The sequence below is a fragment of the Paenarthrobacter sp. NPDC056912 genome (assembly GCF_042786555.1).
GTDB lineage: Bacteria > Actinomycetota > Actinomycetes > Actinomycetales > Micrococcaceae > Arthrobacter.
In genome coordinates, this window is sequence record NZ_JBHUCD010000005.1 from 101,736 (window position 1) to 121,920 (window position 20,185).

The 20,185-nt window shown below is 63.3% G+C and carries 19 protein-coding genes; 13 read left to right on the forward strand and 6 right to left on the reverse strand.

Annotation, left to right across the window (positions count from 1 at the left end; genetic code table 11):
- Nucleotides 1-36: 36 nt before the first annotated feature.
- From ACFRJ9_RS07305 to ACFRJ9_RS07325, 5 genes are all read left to right on the forward strand, one after another.
- Nucleotides 37-1,155, forward strand: a complete 1,119-nt coding sequence (locus ACFRJ9_RS07305) for a histidinol-phosphate transaminase (protein WP_377665953.1) — start codon at nucleotides 37-39, stop codon at nucleotides 1,153-1,155.
- Nucleotides 1,156-1,306: 151 nt separating this feature from the next.
- The gene (gene pdhA, locus ACFRJ9_RS07310; RefSeq protein WP_377665955.1) at nucleotides 1,307-2,500 is read left to right on the forward strand and encodes a pyruvate dehydrogenase (acetyl-transferring) E1 component subunit alpha; all 1,194 of its coding nucleotides are present in this window, start codon (nucleotides 1,307-1,309) and stop codon (nucleotides 2,498-2,500) included.
- Entirely contained in the window at nucleotides 2,500-3,480 is a 981-nt protein-coding gene (locus tag ACFRJ9_RS07315; protein ID WP_377665957.1) for an alpha-ketoacid dehydrogenase subunit beta, read from the forward strand. The genes pdhA and ACFRJ9_RS07315 overlap by 1 nt, the downstream gene beginning before the upstream one ends.
- Before the next feature lie 54 nt (nucleotides 3,481-3,534).
- Nucleotides 3,535-5,118: a 2-oxo acid dehydrogenase subunit E2 gene (locus ACFRJ9_RS07320; protein ID WP_377665959.1), complete on the forward strand. Its 1,584-nt coding sequence runs from the start codon at nucleotides 3,535-3,537 to the stop codon at nucleotides 5,116-5,118.
- A gap of 82 nt (nucleotides 5,119-5,200) precedes the next feature.
- Entirely contained in the window at nucleotides 5,201-5,797 is a 597-nt protein-coding gene (locus ACFRJ9_RS07325; protein WP_377666248.1) for a phosphatase PAP2 family protein, read from the forward strand.
- A gap of 54 nt (nucleotides 5,798-5,851) precedes the next feature.
- On the opposite strand, the gene ACFRJ9_RS07330 is transcribed toward ACFRJ9_RS07325, so the two are convergent.
- The gene (locus ACFRJ9_RS07330; protein ID WP_377665961.1) at nucleotides 5,852-6,943 is read right to left on the reverse strand and encodes an amidohydrolase family protein; all 1,092 of its coding nucleotides are present in this window, start codon (nucleotides 6,941-6,943) and stop codon (nucleotides 5,852-5,854) included.
- A 218-nt stretch (nucleotides 6,944-7,161) separates the two neighbouring features.
- Between ACFRJ9_RS07330 and ACFRJ9_RS07335 the strand changes: the two genes are divergently transcribed.
- Entirely contained in the window at nucleotides 7,162-8,574 is a 1,413-nt protein-coding gene (locus ACFRJ9_RS07335) for an APC family permease (RefSeq protein WP_377665963.1), read from the forward strand.
- On the opposite strand, the gene ACFRJ9_RS07340 is transcribed toward ACFRJ9_RS07335, so the two are convergent.
- The 3 genes from ACFRJ9_RS07340 to ACFRJ9_RS07350 form a co-directional block, all read right to left on the reverse strand.
- Complete coding sequence (locus ACFRJ9_RS07340) at nucleotides 8,555-8,893, reverse strand: hypothetical protein (protein WP_377665965.1); 339 nt, start codon at nucleotides 8,891-8,893, stop codon at nucleotides 8,555-8,557. The genes ACFRJ9_RS07335 and ACFRJ9_RS07340 overlap by 20 nt on opposite strands.
- A gap of 147 nt (nucleotides 8,894-9,040) precedes the next feature.
- On the reverse strand, nucleotides 9,041-9,469 hold the full coding sequence (locus ACFRJ9_RS07345; protein WP_377665967.1) for a universal stress protein: 429 nt from the start codon (nucleotides 9,467-9,469) through the stop codon (nucleotides 9,041-9,043).
- Entirely contained in the window at nucleotides 9,466-10,773 is a 1,308-nt protein-coding gene (locus tag ACFRJ9_RS07350) for a PLP-dependent aminotransferase family protein (protein ID WP_377665969.1), read from the reverse strand. The genes ACFRJ9_RS07345 and ACFRJ9_RS07350 overlap by 4 nt, the downstream gene beginning before the upstream one ends.
- Nucleotides 10,774-10,886: 113 nt before the next feature.
- Between ACFRJ9_RS07350 and ACFRJ9_RS07355 the strand changes: the two genes are divergently transcribed.
- The 3 genes from ACFRJ9_RS07355 to ACFRJ9_RS07365 all read left to right on the forward strand — a co-directional run bounded on the left by ACFRJ9_RS07355 (nucleotide 10,887) and on the right by ACFRJ9_RS07365 (nucleotide 13,383).
- The gene (locus tag ACFRJ9_RS07355) at nucleotides 10,887-11,735 is read left to right on the forward strand and encodes an isocitrate lyase/phosphoenolpyruvate mutase family protein (RefSeq protein WP_377665971.1); all 849 of its coding nucleotides are present in this window, start codon (nucleotides 10,887-10,889) and stop codon (nucleotides 11,733-11,735) included.
- A 96-nt stretch (nucleotides 11,736-11,831) separates the two neighbouring features.
- Nucleotides 11,832-12,863 carry a hypothetical protein gene (locus ACFRJ9_RS07360; RefSeq protein WP_377665973.1) on the forward strand — a complete coding sequence of 344 codons (1,032 nt, stop codon included), beginning with the start codon at nucleotides 11,832-11,834 and terminating at the stop codon, nucleotides 12,861-12,863.
- Complete coding sequence (locus ACFRJ9_RS07365) at nucleotides 12,844-13,383, forward strand: hypothetical protein (RefSeq protein WP_377665975.1); 540 nt, start codon at nucleotides 12,844-12,846, stop codon at nucleotides 13,381-13,383. The genes ACFRJ9_RS07360 and ACFRJ9_RS07365 overlap by 20 nt, the downstream gene beginning before the upstream one ends.
- Nucleotides 13,384-13,398: 15 nt before the next feature.
- On the opposite strand, the gene ACFRJ9_RS07370 is transcribed toward ACFRJ9_RS07365, so the two are convergent.
- Nucleotides 13,399-14,211, reverse strand: a complete 813-nt coding sequence (locus ACFRJ9_RS07370; RefSeq protein WP_377665977.1) for a GerMN domain-containing protein — start codon at nucleotides 14,209-14,211, stop codon at nucleotides 13,399-13,401.
- A 174-nt stretch (nucleotides 14,212-14,385) separates the two neighbouring features.
- Complete coding sequence (locus ACFRJ9_RS07375) at nucleotides 14,386-14,955, reverse strand: NAD(P)H-dependent oxidoreductase (RefSeq protein ID WP_377665979.1); 570 nt, start codon at nucleotides 14,953-14,955, stop codon at nucleotides 14,386-14,388.
- Between the two features lie 128 nt (nucleotides 14,956-15,083).
- On the opposite strand from ACFRJ9_RS07375, the gene ACFRJ9_RS07380 reads away from it, so the two are divergent.
- The 4 genes from ACFRJ9_RS07380 (at nucleotide 15,084) to ACFRJ9_RS07395 (ending at nucleotide 20,116) form a co-directional block, all read left to right on the forward strand.
- A complete protein-coding gene (locus ACFRJ9_RS07380) occupies nucleotides 15,084-15,689 on the forward strand; it encodes a TetR/AcrR family transcriptional regulator (RefSeq protein ID WP_377665981.1) in 606 nt (201 codons plus the stop codon).
- 328 nt (nucleotides 15,690-16,017) lie between these two features.
- The gene (locus ACFRJ9_RS07385) at nucleotides 16,018-17,001 is read left to right on the forward strand and encodes an ABC transporter permease (RefSeq protein ID WP_377665983.1); all 984 of its coding nucleotides are present in this window, start codon (nucleotides 16,018-16,020) and stop codon (nucleotides 16,999-17,001) included.
- Entirely contained in the window at nucleotides 17,001-17,966 is a 966-nt protein-coding gene (locus ACFRJ9_RS07390; RefSeq protein ID WP_377665985.1) for an ABC transporter permease, read from the forward strand. Before ACFRJ9_RS07385 ends, ACFRJ9_RS07390 begins: the two co-directional genes overlap by 1 nt.
- Complete coding sequence (locus tag ACFRJ9_RS07395) at nucleotides 17,963-20,116, forward strand: dipeptide ABC transporter ATP-binding protein (protein ID WP_377665987.1); 2,154 nt, start codon at nucleotides 17,963-17,965, stop codon at nucleotides 20,114-20,116. The genes ACFRJ9_RS07390 and ACFRJ9_RS07395 overlap by 4 nt, the downstream gene beginning before the upstream one ends.
- Nucleotides 20,117-20,185: the final 69 nt, after the last annotated feature.

The following is a 20,185-nucleotide window of genomic DNA, read 5'->3' on the forward strand; positions in this document are numbered from 1 at the left end:
AACGTCGGCCGTGGACTGGCAAGTAGGCTTGAAGCCATGACTACTACTGACAACGTACCGGAGGGCGTCATCCCTCGCCCGGTCGTGGACAGGCTCCCGAAGTACGCGGCGGGAAAACCCCCCGCAGCGATTGAGGGCCTTACCAGCTACAAATTGTCGTCCAACGAGAACCCACTGCCTCCGATTCCTGCAGTGTTGCAGGCCATCGCCGACCAGTCCGATATCAACCGCTACCCGGATCCCCTTGCTACCAAACTGCGCAACAGTCTGGCCGCCTTCCTGGAAGTACCCGCTGACGACGTCGTCACCGGTGCCGGCAGCCTCGGGGCGTTGAACCAGATCCTTGCAACGTTCGCTGGTCAGAACGACGACGGCAAGCCCGACGAAGTCATCTATGCCTGGCGTTCTTTCGAGGCCTACCCCATCTGTGTTGGTCTCGCAGGCGCGGCAAGCGTGCAGATTCCCCTGCTAGCGGACGGCCGGCACGACCTCGAGACAATGGCTGCCGCGGTGACGGTACGTACCAAGGTGATTCTCCTGTGCACGCCCAACAACCCCACCGGTCCTATCCTCACCGCAGAGGAAACGGAACACTTCATCCAGTCCGTACCGGCCAATGTGGTGGTTGTGATTGACGAGGCGTACCAGGAATTCGTTCGCGACCCTGAAGCAGTGGACGGCATCAAGCTCTACCGCGAGTACCCGAACGTGGTGGTGCTGAGGACTTTCTCCAAGGCTCACGGCCTTGCCGGTCTGCGCGTTGGCTACAGCGTTTCAGGACCACTGCTGACCCAGCACCTTCGCGTCACGGCTACTCCGTTCGCTGTTTCCCAAATTGCGGAACGCGCCGCAGTGACCTCCATCGAGAATTTCGATCAGGTTGTGGAAAGGGTACAAAGCCTGGTGGAGGAGCGGGACCGAGTGACGGCCGGTTTGCGGGACCTTGGTTGGTTCGTTCCCGAGGCTCAAGGCAACTTTGTTTGGTTGAATTTGGGGGCGAACAGCGGCGAATTTGCTGCCTTGGCGGCTGAGCAGGCCCTGTCCGTCCGAGCGTTCGGAAACGAGGGGGTCCGCGTCAGCATCGGCGAAGCTGAAGCGAACACCCGATTCCTGAAACTATGTGCAGGTTATACAAAGGCTCCGCAAGGTTCCTAGTGGTTAACAAATGCGCCAACGCTACTTACTGCCGATAAAGTAAAGGGCGAAAGCCAAAATATATGCCCATTCCGGAATGCATTCCGGAATGGGCATATATCCCAGCGACAGACATTGCCAGGCCTTCCGCCGTGGCAAGCAAGGAGACGGAATGGGCTCGACACAACTGCCCCCCGGGACGGACGAAACTCTCGCGGCAACCTCCGCGGCAGCAGCCGCGCCAGGCGAACCTGTGGAAATGGTTCAGTTGCTCGGGCCTGACGGGAAGCTGGGTACCGATCCTGTCTTCTCGGACTACGCCAAGCGGATCGACCCCGAGAAGCTCCGTGTTTTCTACACCGACATGGCCCGGATCCGTCGCTTCGACCAAGAGGCCACCGCGCTGCAGCGCCAAGGTGAGCTTGCCTTGTGGGTGCCGCTGACCGGCCAGGAGGCCGCACAGATCGGTTCGGGCCACGCCAGCCAGGCACAGGACTATATTTTCCCCACGTACCGCGAGCACGGCGTCGCGCTTGTCCGCAACGTGGACCTTGCCGAGCTGCTCAAGCAGTTCCGCGGAGTCTCCAACGGTGGTTGGGATCCGCGCGAGAACAACTTCCACCTCTACACCCTGGTCCTCGCTGCGCAGACACTGCATGCCGTGGGCTATGCCATGGGCATCCAGCGGGACCAGAGGACCGCGGCAGCCTCGGACTCCACCGATCCCAAGGCCGCCGTCATTGCGTACTTTGGCGATGGCGCCAGTTCCGAAGGCGACGTCCACGAGTCCATGGTCTTCGCAGCCTCCTACGACGCCCCGGTGGTGTTCTTCTGCCAAAACAACCACTGGGCCATTTCCGTGCCCACGGAAGTCCAGACCAAGGTTCCGCTGGCCAACCGCGCCAAGGGTTACGGCTTCCCCGGAATCCGCGTTGACGGCAACGATGTCATCGCCGTGCACGCCGTCACGGAGTGGGCCCTCGAGCACGCCCGCGAGGGCCGTGGCCCCGTGCTGATCGAGGCCTACACCTACCGAGTTGGTGCCCACACCACTGCGGACGATCCCACCAAGTACAGGGAATCCGCCGAGGAAGCTGCTTGGCGGGAGAAGGATCCCCTGGACCGCCTGGAGAAGTACTTGCGCGCCGAGGGCCTTGCTGACGAGGCGTTCTTCGATCAGGTCAAGGCCGACGGCGACGAGCTGGCGAAGTACGTCCGGAGCACCACTCATGGGCTTGAAGTCCCGGACATTCGGGGCGCTTTTGCCAGCGTTTATGCCGAACAGCACCCGTTGATTGCAGAGGAACTGGCTTGGTTCGAGGAATACTCGGCCGGCTTTGAGAGCGACCAGGAGGCAGCTAACTGATGGCGACCATGACCATTGCGAAGGCCATCAATGAGGGCCTTCGTGCAACGCTGACGAGCAACCCCAAGTCACTCCTGATGGGCGAGGACATCGGACACTTGGGTGGTGTCTACCGCGTGACCGACGGCCTCATCAAGGAATTCGGCGACGACCGTGTCCTGGATACCCCGCTGGCCGAGTCCGGCATTGTTGGAACCGCCATCGGCCTGGCCCTTCGTGGTTACTTCCCTGTGTGCGAGATCCAGTTCGATGGCTTCGTCTACCCGGCGTTCAACCAGATCACCACGCAGCTGGCCAAGATCCACTCGCGCAGCCTCGGCAAACTGACCGTTCCCGTGGTCATCCGCATCCCGTACGGCGGCGGCATCGGCTCGATCGAGCACCACTCGGAATCGCCGGAAGCCCTGTTTGCGCACACGGCAGGCCTGCGCATCATTTCGCCATCCAATGCCCACGACGCCTACTGGATGATCCAGAAGGCCATCGAGTGCCAGGATCCCGTGATCTTCTTCGAACCCAAGCGCCGTTACTGGCTCAAGGGCGAGGTGGACGTCGAGAATCCCGGCCTCTCCGAAGACCCATTCAAGGCCCACGTGGTCCGTGAAGGCACCGACGCCACCATTGTGGCTTACGGACCTTTGGTACCGGTCGCGCTGGCTGCGGCAAACGCGGCCACGGAAGACGGCCGGAGCGTCGAAGTCATCGACCTCCGCTCCATCTCCCCGTTGGACTTCGACACCGTGGAAGCATCCGTCAAGAAGACCGGCCGTCTGATCGTTGCCCACGAGGCACCGACGTTCGGCGGCATCGGCGGCGAGATCGCAGCGCGCATCAGCGAGCGGGCCTTCCTGCACCTGGAAGCGCCTGTCATCCGCGTGGGCGGCTTCCACATGCCCTATCCCGTTGCCAAGGTGGAAGAGGACTACTTGCCGGACATCGACAAGATCCTCGAAGCGCTCGACCGCTCCCTGGCCTACTAAACCGCCCTGATCCAGCCCGGCCCACTGCCGGGCGCACGGAAATCGAGGACCACTGTGACTGTAAAGAAATTCAACCTGCCGGACGTCGGCGAGGGCTTGACCGAGGCAGAGGTTGTGGCCTGGAAGGTCAAGCCCGGCGACATCGTTGCCATCAATGATGTCCTGTGTGAGATCGAGACCGCCAAGTCACTTGTTGAGTTGCCGTCGCCATTCGCCGGGACCGTCACGGAGTTGTTGGTCGCAGAAGGCATCACAGTGGAGGTCGGAACGGCCATCATTGCCGTTGCGGAGGGTCAGTACGGGGACGCCGAACCAGCCGCGCAGGCTCCTTCTGCCGCGCCGGCCGGGGATGACGTTTTCACGCCGGTCTACGGGAAGCTCCCTGACGAAGCAGGGGAGCAGCCTGCCGGTGGTCCCTTGGTGGGTTCCGGACCCAAAGCCGACGCCGTCAAGCGCCGCGCCCGCAAACGCCCGGTTGGAGCTTCTGCCGAGGCAGTTACGGTCGCCGAGAACGCCGAAGGAACAGTCCAGGACCACCAAGCGGTGCTGGAAGCCAAAGCAGCCGAAACTCCGGTTCCTCACCGCACGACGCCGGCCCCCGCCGTCGTCGCGCCCGCCACCGCAGCGCAGCAGACTGCCACGCCGCAGCAGCCCACCACGCCGCAGCAGGCCACCTCGCCGCAGCAGACTGTGGCCTCCCGCAGCGCGGCCATCAGCGGCACCATCAGTGGTTTGGTGAGCAAGGTTCTGGCCAAGCCGCCGGTTCGCAAGTTCGCCCGCGATCTCGGCATTGACCTCGCTGACGTCGTGGCCACCGGACAGCGCGGCGAGGTGACCCGCGAGGACCTGGTGAGCTACCAGGCGCAGCGTGACGCCGAGCTGGACAAGGCTGACTCGTTCTGGGGTGCGTCCAGGAAACCGCAGGACCAGAGAATTGAGCGCGTTCCGGTGAAGGGCGTACGCAAGGCCACAGCGAAAGCGATGGTGGATTCTGCGTTCTCGGCTCCGCACGTCAGCATTTTTGTGGACGTTGACGCCAGCCGCACCATGGAGTTCGTCAAGCGGCTCAAGGTTTCCCGCGACTTCGAGGGCATCAAGGTATCGCCCCTGCTCATCCTCGCCAAGGCCGTCATTTGGGCCGCCGCACGCAACCCCAGCGTTAACGCCACCTGGGTGGACAACGCCGACGGCAACGGTGGAGCCGAGATCCAGGTCAAGCACTACATGAACCTGGGTATTGCCGCCGCAACCCCGCGTGGTCTCATGGTGCCCAACATCAAGGATGCCCAGGATCTCTCACTCAAGGAACTGGCTCTTGCCCTCGGAGAGTTGGCCACCAAAGCCCGTGCAGGCAAGACGCAGCCCGCTGAGATGCAGGGTGGAACCCTGACCGTTACCAACATCGGCGCCCTCGGGATCGATACCGGAACCCCCATCATCAACCCGGGCGAAGTCGCCATCATTGCGTTTGGAACCATCAAGCAGAAGCCGTGGGTCCTGGACGGTGAGGTTATTCCGCGCTGGATCACCACGCTTGGCGGTTCGTTCGACCACCGGGTGGTGGACGGCGACCTGTCGGCGCGGTTCATGGCCGACGTCGCATCCATCCTCGAAGAACCGGCACTGTTGCTTGATTGACCGCAAAACGGCCACGAACCGTGCCGCAGTGCAGAACGACGGCGTGACGGCTGGCGAATCCGCACGTGTGTCCGCCCAACTGTTGACGGGACCATGGCGCACCGTTGCCCGTGTGCTGACGGAAGTCTTTCAGCCGCCCATAGTGGTGACGGTCCTGCTGTTGATCAGTCCGGCGATCGAGCCCGGGTTCCCCGGGACTGTGGGGTTCGGCCTGCTGGGAGCCTTCTTTGTGTCGGTCCTGCCGCTGGCCTACGTTCTGGTGCTGGTCAGGCTTGGCAAGATCACGGATCATCACGTCAGCGACAGGCGGCAACGCCCGGCGTTGCTTCTGATGGCCTTGGTATCAGTGGTGATCGGCCTGGTGGTGCTGCAGCTGCTGAACGGCCCGGTGAGCGTCTCGGTGATGATCATCGCCCTCATCGGTGGCATCGCGGTCTTGGCGGTGGTGAGTGCCTTCTGGAAGATGAGCGGGCACGCATCAGCCCTGGCAGCGGCCGTGGTCATCGTCGTATTGATGTTTGGCCCCGCCTGGCTGCCGTTGTTTCTTTTGGTGCCCGCCGTGGGTTGGTCACGCGTGGTGCTCCGCGCCCACACCCTGGGTCAGGTCATCGCGGGTTCGTTGTTTGGCGGGGTAGTGATTGCCGGCCTGTGGTGGCTGTTGCGGGAATGGATGCTTTAGTTCCGGGCACACGCGCCGCAGGCTTTGGCGAAACGGCCACACGGACAGCAGAGGCTACAACGAGATGTGCTGCCCGTCCCGGATGACCCTCAGAGGACCGGGGCGGTTGACCACCAACTCAGGAATCGAGTTCGCGGTGAATTCGAGCCGGTCCTTGGAACTGGCGCCGGAGAAGCTGCGCACTGCCGCCGAACCCACGAGCTCCGCACCGGCAGTGGTTGCGATCCCGAAACAGCGCTCAAGGTCCGCGTCGGTCAGGGCGCCTGTCCGGTAGCCCAAAAGATGCATGCGGTCCACCATGCTGCCGGTACCGAAGGGTGACCACGCGTCCCTGACGCCGTCCGATCCCAAGGCAACTTTGACGCCATGGCGGGCCAGGAGCTGCAGGTCCGGTACCGGATCCGCGCCCAAGGCACAGGTTGCCATCCACATGCCTGCCTCTCCCATGGCATCCAAGGTGGCCGGTAGTTCCGGTTCCTGGGGATCGCAGACTGCAAATGCGTGCCCGATCGTGACGCGTCCCTGCATTCCTTCCGCCACGGTGCGCTGCGCCAACAGCCGCAACTGCCGTAGACCCTCGCTGCCTGTGTCGTGAAGATGGATGTCAACGTCGCGGCCGTGCTTGTTCGCCAGTCCGAACACGGCATCCACATGGCCGTGCAAGTCTCCGTCCACGGATGCCGGATCGATGCCGCCCACCAGGTCTGCTCCCTCCGCCAAGGACGCCTCCATGAGGTCGAACGTGCCGGGGTTGCTCAGCAGGCCGAACTGCGGAAAAGCAACAATCTGGACCTCCAGAAAGGGCGCCAGGCGGTCCGCGGCTGCCCGGACGCCATGGATGTTGTTGAGTCCCAGCTGCGTGGCGACGTCAACATGTGCCCGCATGGACATGGTCCCGTTGAGGACGGCCTGTTTCATCAACGCGTAGGCACGGCTCTCGACGTCGTCGTCAAAGGCAAGCTGGGCGTGGAGGTCATTGGCGATGAGGTCACTCAGCAGCGGCGATGGCGAACGGGACAGCCAGCCGGAACCCCAGGAGGTCTTGTCCGGATGTATGTGTGCATCCACAAAGCCAGGTGTGACCAGGAGCGGCGGTACGCCGGGGGGCGTTCCTTGGATTTCCGCAAGCAAAGAGTAAGTAGTCATCTCGGATCCTGTCGCCAATCGTTTGAGTAGATGGTATACCAGAAATGTGAACACGAGTAGGGGTGGCCGAAAATGGCGCACCATTACGGCAAGTCCCATCGAAAATACTCGCCGTCAGAAGTTTTGGGATACCAAAGCTAGTCAGATGTGCCTGCGCCCCCTTACTCTAATGAATACCGTTCATTTATGTGATGTGGATCGCTTCGAGGAGACCTGCCATGTACACCACCCCAACCTCCGCGTCGGACATCCGTCCGGCGGGGCCCACGCTCAAGCGCGTCCTTGGGCTGCCTTCGCTGATCGCCTTCGGCCTGACGTCCATGGGCATCCTGTCCGTAGTGGCTGTCTATGGCGCCGGCACTGAAATCAGCGATGGACACCTACCCGCGGCCTATCTTGCCGCCCTGGTTGCCATGTTGTTCACGGCCCACAGCTACGGCCAGATGGCGCGCCACGTCCCGGTTACAGGAGGCGCCTACGCCTATGCTTCGCACGCCTTCGGCAAGCCGGTGGGTTTCCTGGTGGGTTGGGCCATGATGCTGGACTACCTGTTCCTGCCCATGGTCAACTTCCTGCTTTTCGGCCTCTACCTCAATAGCCTGCTGCCCGGTATACCACCGCAGCTGGCGGTGCTGGCTTGCCTGGTGCTGGTAGGTGTCTTCAGCGTGATCGGCGTGGCCTGGATCAAGAAGATGAACTTTGTGGTGGTGACGGCCTCGGCCTTGGTCATTCTCGTTTTCCTGGTGCTGGCCGTCATCAATGCCCCGGCCCTGAACCTGGAGAATGTCGTTCGGCCCCTGTCGTTGGGTGACGGTGGAGTGGCGCCTGTCATGGCCGCCGCGGCAATCGTAGCCTTCGCGTTCTTGGGATTCGACGGCGTCGCCACCCTGTCCGAAGAGACCCGTCATCCAAAGAGGGACGTGCCGCGCGGAATCATGCTGTCTACGCTCTTCGCGGGTCTGGGCTACACCCTGTTTTCCGTTGCGGGCAGTCTCATCGCTCCGGAGTGGAGGTCACTGGAGAACCTCGACGCCGCGGGAACCGAGTTGATGCAGCGCGCCGGAGGAGGTGTGCTCATGGTGGTGTTCGTGCTGGTGAACCTCGGCGGCCTGGTCCTCTGCGGGACCGCGGCCCAGATGAGTGTCAGCCGGGTTATCTATGCCATGGGGCGGGACGGGATCCTGCCGGGCGCAGTGGCGAAACTGCAGCCCCGCTTCCGGACTCCGTTCGTGGCCGCACTGCTTGTCTCTGCGGTGTCCCTGGTTGCCCTGTTCATCACGCTGGAGCAGGCCGTGTACATGATCAACTTCGGCGCATTGATCGCCTTCGCCGTGGTGAACCTTGCCACGATCAAGGTGTTGTTCTTCGACATGCGCCAGCGGGGAGCCGTGGGGGCTCTGCGAAACCTGATCATGCCGGTTCTCGGATTCGGCTTCATTGCGTGGCTGTGGACGTCGCTCGCTTGGTTCACGTACCTGCTGGGAGCTGCCTGGCTGGCGGTCGGGGTGGTGATCCTGGTGCTGCGGCGCAGGAGAGGCAAGCTGGCACTCGATTTCCGTGAAAGCATGCCCGGTGCTGAGGTGGCTGAGCCGGAACGGCAGCGCGAAACCGCTAAAACGCCGGGTAGTTGACCAGCAGGGCCTGGAGCTCGGTGGTGGACATGTGGTTGGCCATCTCCACGCTGATTCCCATAGCCACGGCTGCCACGGTGACCATGGCAATGCAGGCCACGGACAGGAAACGCCAGTCTTTGCGGAAGACGCTGCCGATGGTCTCCGGCATATCAATGCTCGGGGAGATCATGTTGGGGGCGCTGTCCCAGGAGCCGTCGTCGAGCATCGCGACGATGCGGTCGTTGGCGCGGTCGTAGCGCATCGTGCTGATGTGGTTGCCGTGGCGGGCAAGCAGGATGTCGTGTCCGACGCGCTGGCGCGGCTGCAAAGTAAGCAAAGAAGGATCCCCTGAAGTCAGATGAAATGGAGGTGGCTCTCGCCATTGGGGGCATTTCGATTTTATAACGGTGACTTCAGGGGCGAGGCCCAAAATACGCCAAATGCCGGGTGAGCCTCCCCACCCGGCGGCGTGATTCAGCTCGCTTTACGGCTGGTCGGTCTTCGCGATGTAGACGTCGCAGGGAGCTGTGTGGGCCACGGTGTTGGCTACGCTTCCCAAGACCCGCCCCAGCCCCTGCATGCGTCGGTTACCCACCACGATCAGTCGGGCATCCTGTACTTCGGCTTCCTTCACCAGGGCTTCACCCGGCTTGCCGCGGGCGGCAGAGTAGGTCACCTCCAGGCCGTCGTGAGCCAGGCGCTCGGCCACAGTGCGGGCTACGGTTTCCGCTTCGGCGGCGTCGGACACGATCCACTTGTCGGTGCCGATTTCCACCACCTCGGTCCGGTTGCTGTCGAAAGCGCTGACGACCCGCAGGCTTGCTCCCAAGCCGATGGCCAACTGCTGGGCGGCCTGCGCCGCACGCATTGCCGTCTCGCTGCCGTCTACTCCGACAATCACAACTCCGGTCATTGTGCTGCTCCTTCAGTGGTGGCTTCGATGGCTTCTGCCAGGACGGGCGCCAAGCGGCGGACGCCTTCGGTAATCGTATCCGGGGGTACGGCGCTGAAGGCGAGGCGGAGCTTGTTGGAGGGTCCGTCTGCCGGAGTGAAGGCTGCCCCGGGAATGAAGACAACCCCGGCATCGATGGCCTTGGCCAGCAGCGGATACGTGTCCACGCCCTCTGGCAGGGTGACCCAGACGAAGAAGCCGCCATCGGGCCGGGTCCAGCTCAGGCCCGCCGGCATGTAGGTGCCAAGGGCGGACAGCAGTGCCTCGCAGCGTTCCGAATAGAGGGTGCGGTAGGTGTCGATCTGTCCCTTCCAGTCGTACTCGCGAAGATATGCCGAGACGAGCATCTGATTCAGGGGCGGCGGACACAGTGTCACGGCCTCGGAGGCCAAGTAGAAGCGCCGCTGCAGGTGGGCGGGAACAAGCGCCCAGCCAATGCGTAGCCCAGGAGCGAAGATCTTGGAGAACGATCCCAGGTAGATCACGTCGTCGGGATTGGCCGCGCGCATTGGAGAGATCGGGTGGCCATCGAACCGCAGCAGCCCGTAGGGGTTGTCCTCCAGGACAATGATATTCGCTTCGCGGCATATATCGACGATCCGCTGCCTGCGGTCCGAGGCCAAGGTGATGCCCGAAGGGTTGTTGAAGTTGGGGATGGTGTAGAGGAACTTGATGTTCTTGCCTTCGGCTTGGAGCGCCGCGATCCTGGCTTCGAGCACCTCAGGTACCAGGCCGTCGTCGTCCATGTCGATCGGCTCCACCTCCACCTGGTAGGCCTCGAACGTATTCAAAGCACCTACGTAAGTGGGGTTTTCCACCAGGACAACATCCCCAGGGTTGCAGAAGACCTTTGTGGCTACGTCCTGCGCCGACTGGGAGCCGGCAGTGATGACTACGTTTTCCGGGAGGGCATCGGTGATTCCCTCTGCGGCCATGATCTCGCAGATCTGGGTTCGGAGTTCTTCGGTGCCCTGGCCGCCCCCGTACTGCAGTGCGGTCATGCCTTCTTCGGCGATGATGCGGGCTGCAGTTTGGCCCAGCTTCTCGAGGGGGAGCGACTGCAGGTAGGGGTTGCCTCCGGCGAGGGAGACAAGGCCTGGCCGCATGGAGATGTCGAAGACATCCCGTACAGCAGACTGCTTGATGTTGGCAGCCCGCGCGGAGAACAATTCCTCGTGCGGGTGGGCGGCCGTGGCGGCCCGCTCAATGGCGTCGATGGCTTCAGCGGGCAGCGTTGTGCCGGCATCCAATGTTTCGTGGGTCACACTGACAGGATACTCCCTGATGTTGCCAATTAGGCAACAGTTGTTTCTAAACATGGCGATGAGTTTCCCGCCCGGAGCTTTACGCCGCGATCGGGAAGGGCTGGAATGTAGCTATGACACCGCACCGGGGATCCGTGACCAAAGCCGAACACTTCCACAAGCTCCACGACGCCGGTCCCACGCCGCTGGTCCTGGTGAATGTTTGGGACGCCGCCTCAGCCCGCGTCGTGCAGGAAGCAGGCGCGACGGCGATCGCAACCTCCAGCTCGGCGGTCTCCTGGAGCCTGGGTTTCCGGGACGGCGACCATGTGCCATGGGGTCTGGCGATGGCCGCGCTGGGGCGCGTGGTGGGGGCCACCCGGCTGCCGGTCACGGCCGACATCGAGACGGGCTACGGACGCACTGATGACGAACTCCGTGCCACCGTCCATGCGGTCCTGGACGCAGGCGCTGTGGGCATCAACATTGAAGACTCGGCCGCGGAGCCGCTCACGGACATCGATGAGCAGTCACGCAGGATTGCCTTGATCCGGGCCGTTGCGGATGAGCGCGGGATACCTTTGTTCATCAACGCCCGGACCGATACCTACTTGTCGGGCCGGTTCCCCGAAACGGCCTACGACGAGACCCTGCAGCGGGCCGAGCGGTACATCACCGCAGGAGCGGACGGAGTTTTCGTTCCCGGCGTGGTGGATCTGCACGTCCTGCATGAGCTCTCCAACCGGATACCGGCACCGCTGAACGCCTTGGCAGGCGTCGGGGCGCCGTCGCCGTTGGAACTGCACGACGCCGGCGTCCGTCGCGTCAGCATCGGCGGCAACGCAGCCAAGGCGGCCTACGCCAAGGTGGCGCGAGTGGCCACCGAAATTCTGGGAGACGGCAACTGGGCAGGCTTGGCAGGCACGCGCAGCCACGACGAAATGGACGCATTGTTCGCACCGGGGCCGAAATACCGCCTGTGAAGCTGGTGAAAGCGCACGACGACGACACCTGGCTTTAGTGTCGGACCTCGCCGGTAGCTTGGAAGCCGAATCAGCAGTTACTGCCAGGGAGGGCGGATGGCAAGACGCAGTGTGCAGTTCTGGCGCATCGAGCAACTGAACGGGGATGCGTTGGGCCGCCCGTTTCCAGCACGTCGGGTGGCCGAGGTACTCAAGAACGCCCAGGAAGCCGGGGTGGACCGCCGCTTCACGAGTGTCGATGGCACTGTGCTTCTGGCCCAGGCGGTGGCCTTGACGCCCCATCCGGTGGTGCTGCTGGACCGTGTCAGGGAAACGAACCTGCCCAGCGTTGGCGATGCCCTGGGGCGCCGCAAGCCTTTGCCCCTGGCTCCCGGCGACCACTTGCTGGAGACTACGTACTTTGCCTTCTTGAAGCGGAACGTCATCGCGGTGTTGACCAGCGGCAATGGTCCCCGAGCGTCCAGGATGGGGGAGTACCTCGGCGGCATGGTGGGGATGGAGCCGAGCCTGGTTCCGGTGGTCCGCGAGGATGTGGAGGAGATCCTGGCCAGGTTGGAGGTCAGCCGCTTCGAATTCGCGATTCCCGCAGAACGCCTCTCCGGCAAGCTCATGGAAGGCGAATGGGCGGACGTCTTGGACAGCACCTCCCGATTGATGACCGAGGGCACCTTCCGGATCTCCCTCACGGTGGGCAGGTCAGGTAAAGCTGAGGACAAGCAGCGGATCAGGGACCGCATCCAACAACTCATCGATCTCTTCCGCAGGGCCGGTTCCGTGGAGCACTTCGACTACGTGGTGGCAGAGGGAAAGGATTCCCTGACAGGTGACCGCGAGGTAGTGGACCTGTTGAAGGAGCGTTTCATATCGCACGTTGAGGTTGACGCCGACGTCTTCAACGACCCCCGGAAATCGGTGGCAGAAGCCATCGCCATCCTCAACAGGCAGGCCCGCGACAATGAGGCCTTCTTCGAACGGACTTTGCCAGCGATCACGGGCTCCGCCGACTCCGCCCAGGTTCCGGAGATCGTCGCCGGAGGAATGGCAGCTGTCCGTGGTGCCATGGCCGCCGCTGCGGAGGACGCCCTGGAGAAACAAGGCGGTGCGGGCCATGAGCTTGTACGGGGTTGATGTCGAGCGCACAGGACGCCACTGGACCGTCTGGCGATGGTTCCTGCTGCACCAGGCAGCCGACTACTTGTGGGCTGTCCTGCTGGTGCTGGCCTGGCTGGGGATCCCGTTGCTTGCCGGGTGGCCGCTTTTGTTGGAGGACGTCGACGCCGGTGCGCGGCGGGCGCTCTTCCAAACCCTCGCCACCTTGGCGGGCGCGACAGCCGGACTCACGCTCACCAGTGTCTCCATGCTGATCAACGTTCTCGGGAAGAAGTCGGCGCCGGGCCAGCGGGAACTGCCTTTGGAAAAGCTGACGGCCACCCATCGTCGGCAGATCGGCGAAGTCTTCCTGTTCGCCATTCCCGGGCTGGGCCTGCTGGTGGTGGCCGCCCTGGTCACGGTGGTTCTTGAAGGTGATGGCCCCGGCGGGCTGTGGATTCCCGAGGCCGTGGTCTTTGTGTTGGCCTTCGCCTGCGTCCTGGCCCTGTTGCGCGTGGCCTGGGCCCTCCGACGTGTGCTGGCTATCGCGACAGCTTAGCCCGTACCGGACGCGTCACCGCACGCTCAGTGCCTCGGTGAGAGTCCTGCCGTTGATGTAGATCTCGGCCCGGGTAGCCCCGCTTGCTGACACGATGGTGTGCGTCAGTTGGGCCTGGATCCGAGGGATGTCGCATATACCTCCGGGCCGCAGTGATCCGCTGAGGTTCACCACCACCACGGAGCCGTTCATGTAACCGGAGAGGTACCGCAGCGACGAGTCGGCCAGTGCGTCGTACAGTGCGGCGTCGCTGTCCAGCGGCATTCCGGCTTCCAGCAGGCGACTCAACGCCACCGATAACGGATCACCGGGAACGGCTGCGCCCCGGACCGGGACCAGGCTGTCATTGCAGCCGAACCGCACGCCCCGCGCGCCGCCGTCGTCGATTGCCACGTAGTAGACCGCCGGGCCGGAGACGTCGGAATCGATGGGAATCACGGCCGCGGAAGCGGACGGGGAGACGGTAGTCGGAGAGGGCTCGGGCGTTTCGGTGCCGGCTTCCCGGGAAGGCTCCGGCTCGGCCGGTCCAGTTGCATCAGGAGAAGGTGTTCCGGCGGGTTCGGTAGGAGCGGTAGCGGTGGCGGATGGCGTCGGAGCGGGGCTTCCCGCCGTGGGCGGAACGGGGACGGCAACAGTCGGAATGCCCGGCGTTGAACCAGGCGGCGTTGGGGACGGGGCAGACGGAAGCGGCGTCACGCTCACAGAGGGCAAGGGGCTGGTGCTTGCGGGACCAACGGGAACCGAAGTGCAGCCAGCCAGCCACAGGGCGAACACCAGGCAGGCAGCCGCGATCGTCGTCGTGCTTTTGGCTCCCCGTCCGGCATGCATGACAGCCCCACGCTCCTGTCCGTCCACCTGTAATTCAACGGTAGGCCGGGGCGGCGGGGATCAAAATGCCGCTACGGTGACGGTTCGGACAAGAGTTGGTCACGCTCAAGCCGTCAGGAACGCAAAAGCCCCCGCGCCGCCATAAAGCGGAACGGGGGCCGGTGCGGCGGAAGGCTAGGCTGCTGCTTCTTCTTCATCCTGGACAGCGGTCAGGGGCTCGAAGATGCCCTTGATCTGCTCAACGACCTCCGCGTCGTCCTTCGGGTGCAGTTCGGCGAAGCGGATCATGGAACCCGGGACGGCCAGCTTGACGTCCTCGAGGACCTTGGCGCCGGCGATGCCGACTGCCTTGCGGGCTTCGTCCTGCGCCCAGACGCCACCGAACTGGCCGAAAGCGGTTCCGACGACGGCGGTGGGCTTGCCGGCGAGGGCCCCGGCGCCGAAGGGGCGGGACAGCCAGTCGATGGCGTTCTTCAGGGACGCCGGCATGGTGCCGTTGTGCTCAGGGGTGACGAGCAGGAGGGTGTCGGCCTCGGCTGCGGCGGCGCGCAGGGCGGCTGCTTCGGCCGGAACCTGGCCTTCGACGTCGATGTCCTCGTTGTAGAAGGGGATGCTGCCCAGCGAGCCGTGGATCTGGACGTCAACGTTTTCCGGTGCGTTCAGTTGGATGGCTTCGGCGAGCTTCTTGTTGTGGGAATCGGCGCGGAGGCTGCCGACGAGGGTCAGAACGGTGCTCTTGGACATGGTGTCTCCTAAAAGTCGGGCCTGGTGCCGTGCGGTACCGGGCCTGCGTTGTCTCTGGGCTTTGGAGCCTTCACTGATACTAAACGGACCACGGTCCGCTTTGTATTCCCGGGTCTAGAATGTTTTTTGTGAGCTCGATCCCCCTCCAGCCGGATGTGCCGTTAGGCGCACCCCACGAGCGCAGCGACGCCGCGCGGAACCGTGAGCGGCTCATTTGTGCTGCCCGGGAGCTGGTGGACGAGTTCGGGGCCGAAGCACTCACTATGGATGCGCTCGCCTGCAAGGCCGAGGTTGGCAAGGGGACCGTCTTCCGCCGGTTCGGCAGCCGTGCCGGGCTCATGATGACCCTGTTGAGTGACTCTGAGTCGGAGTTCCAGCGAGGCTTCATGTTCGGACCGCCGCCGCTTGGCCCGGGAGTGGAACCTCTTGAGCGGCTCATTGCGTTCGGGGAGGGTCGCATCTACTTTGTCCTTGAAAATGGCGAGCTATTGAAGGCCGCCGGTGCTGCCACCCGCAACAGGTTCGATGTCCCCGCGACCAAGCTTTCGCATCGACATATGGAGGTCCTGCTGCGGGAGGCGGGAATCGCGGATCCCTGGGTGATGGCGATGTCCCTGACCTACGCGCTGGACCCTGAGCGAATAGTCGACGACGTTCGCGCCCGCGGCATTTCGCCCACGCGCCTCACCGACTCCTGGCGTGAGCTGGTCACCCGCCTGCTGAGCGGCGCCTAGCCACACGAGCCGCGCAGTATTCCCTGTTGGCGCCCCCATCGGTGCCGCTGTACGCGCATTAGTGTCTGCGGCACCGTGATCGTGACGCAGTCTGCACATAACAATCTGGCTGCAGGGGCGAAACTGGACGCCTTGAAGCAAAACGTGAAGCAGTTATTGTGGTAGTTTCCTCTTGAATGTGACGCATGCCATACAGGGCTGGTGTTCACTGAAGGGGTGCGGGGGACCAATTTCCCGTTGCGCCAATTCGTAGCTGACACCGGCCACAGCCGGGAACCGCGGAAGGACGAGCTTTGAGTTTTGCCACGATCCGGGGCAGTCGCCCGACATGCTGAAATATCTGATGAAGCGGTCGGGAATCTACCTGATCATGATCTTCCTGACCACGAGCGCAGGCTACTTCCTGGCAGTCACCTCGCTCAAGCCGGCAGTCCTCGAGCAGGAAAAAATTCCACGGCCAACCCCTGAACAGGTGGCAGCCTCCTTCCGGGGCCTGGGCCTCGATCCGGACCTGAGTCCCTGGGAACGCTATGTTCAGTGGCTCGGCGGCATCATCACCCGCTGGGACTGGGGCCGCAGCCCGAACGGCGCCTACGTCAACGCAGAGTTCGCTGACCGCGTGCTGGTCTCCACCCGCCTGTTCATCGCCTCGATCATCCTGACGCTGGTCATCGGCGTCGCACTCGGCGTGTACTCCGCTGCCCGGCAATACAAGTTCCAGGACCGTGTCATCACGTCCTACAGCTACTTGGTCCACATCCTGCCCGCACCCATCGCCTACTTCCTGGTCCAGCTGGGAGCCATCGGCATCAACGAGGCCGTGGGGGAGCGCATCTTCTTCGTGACCGGTATTTCGACGCCGGGAATCGAACCAGGCTGGCCGGCTTTCGTTGACATGGTGGCCCACTACGCCGTGCCCACCTTCGCAATGACCATCTTCGGGTGGGCGGGCTACCAGATCGCCCAACGGCAGTACCTCCTGGACAACGTGAACGCGGACTTCGTCCGCACCGCCCGGGCCAAGGGGCTCACCCGGAACCAGGCCATCAGCCGGCACGCCCTCCGCGTCTCCTTCATTCCGGTGGCACAGAGCATCGCGTTCACCATTCCGGCGATCTTCACCGGCGGTTTCTTCGCGGAGGCAATCTTCGCCTGGCCGGGCATCGGTCTGTGGAGCATCCAGTCGATCGGCCTCCAGGACGTGAACGTGGCCACGGCCACCCTGGCCTACGGGTCCGTGATCTTCGCGGTCGGCGCCATCCTTGCCGACTTCGCCACCACACTGGTCGATCCACGAGTGAGGGTCCAGTAATGACGAACATCATCGATCCCATTGCGGAAATTGACGAGTCCCGGGTTGCCGACAACGCGGACGTGGTTATTGCGAAGTCCCGGATTATCTTCCGGCGCTTCATGCGGAACCGGACGGCAGTCGCCGGCCTGTTCATCTTCCTTGCACTCTTTCTGTTCTCCTGGTTCGGCGGCTTCCTGACCTCTTGGGACAAGGACACCATCGATCCCCTCAACATCGGCATGGGGCCCTCGCCCGATCACCTCCTAGGCACCTCGCAGGCCGGTATCGACCTGCTGGCCTTGATCGTTGAAGGCACCAGGATCTCGATCCTGATCGGCCTGATCGTCGGCGGGGTATCGGTACTGATCTCCGCTGTCTACGGCTGCACCATGGCGTTCTTCGGCGGCAAGGTGGACGCCACCATGCTGTTCATCCTCGAAGCCCTCATTATGATGCCCGCCATCCTTGTGGTGGCCGTGGCAACCAGCGGCAGCGGCGGCCTCAAGGACCTCCCCAGCTGGATGCTGCTGATCATCGTGTTGCTGTTCTTCAGCTGGATGGGAACGGCCCGCCTGGTGCGCTCCCTGTCCATGTCGCTGATGCAGCGTGACTACGTCAAGGCCGCAAAATACATGGGCGTTCCTTCGCGCAAGATCGTGTGGCGCCACTTGGTGCCAAACATCGGCTCGTTGCTGGTCCTGGACTTCACCCGCGGAATTACCGGTGCGGTCCTGGCCGAAGTGGCATTCTCCTTCATCGGCATCGGCATCAAGCTCCCCGATGTCAGCCTCGGTGTCCTGATCGGGCAAGCCACCGGGCAAGTGTCCTCCTATCCCTGGATGTTCTGGGTTCCGCTGACTGTCATGTTCCTGCTGACCGGTTCACTGGCCATGATGAACGACGGCCTCCGTGACGCCTTCGACCCCAGCTCCAGCTCCGTCGGCCGGGCGAAGACCAAGACCGCAAAGAAGATCAACAAATGAGCACCAACATCACTCCCGCCGAACGACTCCGCGACGCCGGGCTCTACGCACCGGGGGACGCCGTCCTCAGCGTCCGCGATCTGAACGTCCGCTTCAACTCCGAGAACGGCGTGGTCCATGCGGTCCGCGGCGTCGACTTCGACCTCATGCCGGGCAAGACCCTGGGCATCGTGGGCGAATCCGGCTCGGGAAAGTCCGTGACGTCCATGGCCATCATGGGTCTCCTCCCCGAAACCGCCGACATCACCGGCTCCGTGCGCTTCAAGGGCAAGGAACTCCTGGGCCTCAGCGACAAAGCCATGTGCAAGCACCGCGGCAACGACATCGCCATGGTGTTCCAGGACCCGCTATCCTCACTGACCCCGGTCTACACAGTGGGCAACCAGATCATCGAGGCACTGACTGTCCACAACCCGACCATGAGCAAGCAGGCCAAAGAAGCCCGCGCCGTCGACCTTTTGCGCATGGTGGGCATCCCGAGCCCCAAGGACCGGCTGAAAGCCTTCCCGCACGAATTCTCCGGAGGCATGCGCCAACGCGTCATGATCGCCATTGCGATCGCCAACGATCCGCGGGTACTCATTGCGGACGAACCGACGACGGCGCTGGACGTCACCATCCAGGCGCAGGTCCTGGAAGTCCTGCACACCGCGCAGGAGGAGACCGGCGCCGCCGTCGTCATGATCACGCACGACCTCGGCGTCGTGGCCGGCATGGCCGACGACATCATGGTCATGTACGCGGGCAAACCGGTGGAAACCGGCACTGTGGAGGACATCTACTACAACCCGCGGATGCCCTACACGCTGGGCCTGCTCGGGGCCGTTCCCCGCGTGGACACCGCTACCAAGCAGTCGCTGGTTCCTATTGAGGGAACGCCGCCCAACCTCGCCCTGCCGGTGACCGGTTGCTCGTTCGCTGCCCGCTGCCCGCTGGTCAGCGATGCCTGCCTGGCCGGGGAGCCCGAGCTGTCATCCGTGCCTGGTTCCGAGGGGCAGACGCTGGGGCACAAGGCCGCCTGCATCAAGTCCAACCAGCTTTCCGGCGAGGCGGACGCGCACAAGATTTTCCACGCGCCGCCCAAGCCAGTGTCAAAGTTCGACGGCGTCCCTCGCGTCGAGCGCGAAAAGGTCCTGGAACTCAAGGACGTGAAGAAGCACTTCCCGCTGCTCAAGGGCGCCTTGATCAAGCGTCGGATCGGCACGGTCAAGGCCGTGGACGGATTGAGCTTCGACATCCGCGAAGGCGAGTGCGTCTCGATCGTGGGGGAGTCCGGCTGCGGCAAGACCACCACGCTGCTGGAAATCATGGAGTTCCACCCGGACCAGGTGGGCGAGGTGGTCATCGGGGGCGTCAGCAACAAGGTGGCCACGGACCACAAGACCAAGATGGCCATGCGCAAGGAAATGCAGATGGTCTTCCAGGACCCCACGGGCGCACTGGATCCGCGCTTCACGGTGTTCGAAGTCCTGGCCGAGCCGCTGGAAAACCTGGGCATGCCCAAGGCCGCGGTCAAGAAGCGCATCATGGAGCTGATGAAGCTCGTGGGCCTGCAACCGGACCACGTCAACCGTTTCCCCAACCAGTTCTCCGGCGGCCAGCGCCAACGCATCGGCATTGCCCGGGCGCTCGCGGTGAACCCGAAGCTGGTTGTCCTGGACGAACCCGTTTCTGCGCTGGATGTTTCGGTACAGGCCGGTGTTATCAACCTGCTGGATCAGCTGCGTGCCGAACTGGGCCTCAGCTACCTGATGGTTGCCCACGACCTCTCGGTGGTCCGCCACATTTCGGACCGTGTAGCCGTGATGTACCTGGGCAAGATCGTGGAGACCGGAGACGTGGATGACGTCTTCGACAATCCTCGCCACCCGTACACAAGGGCCCTGCTTTCCGCCATCCCGGTGCCGGACCCGAACCTGGAACGGACCCGCGAACGCATCATCCTGCAGGGCGACTTGCCCAGCCCGCTCGATGCGCCCAAGGGCTGTAACTTTGCAACCCGTTGTCCCGTGTTTGCCGCTCTTCCCGCCGCAAAGCAGGAGAAGTGCCTTACTCTAGAGCCGCCACTTGCTTCGGAAGGCGCACAGGACTTTGCCTGCTTCTTCCCGAACGGAGAGATAGATGCCGACATGCTGGTGGTGCATGCCTGACGACATATGACGCAATTGAAATAATCCCTGGTCTCAACTCGCAAATGATTTTCCAGTCGTAAAACATGA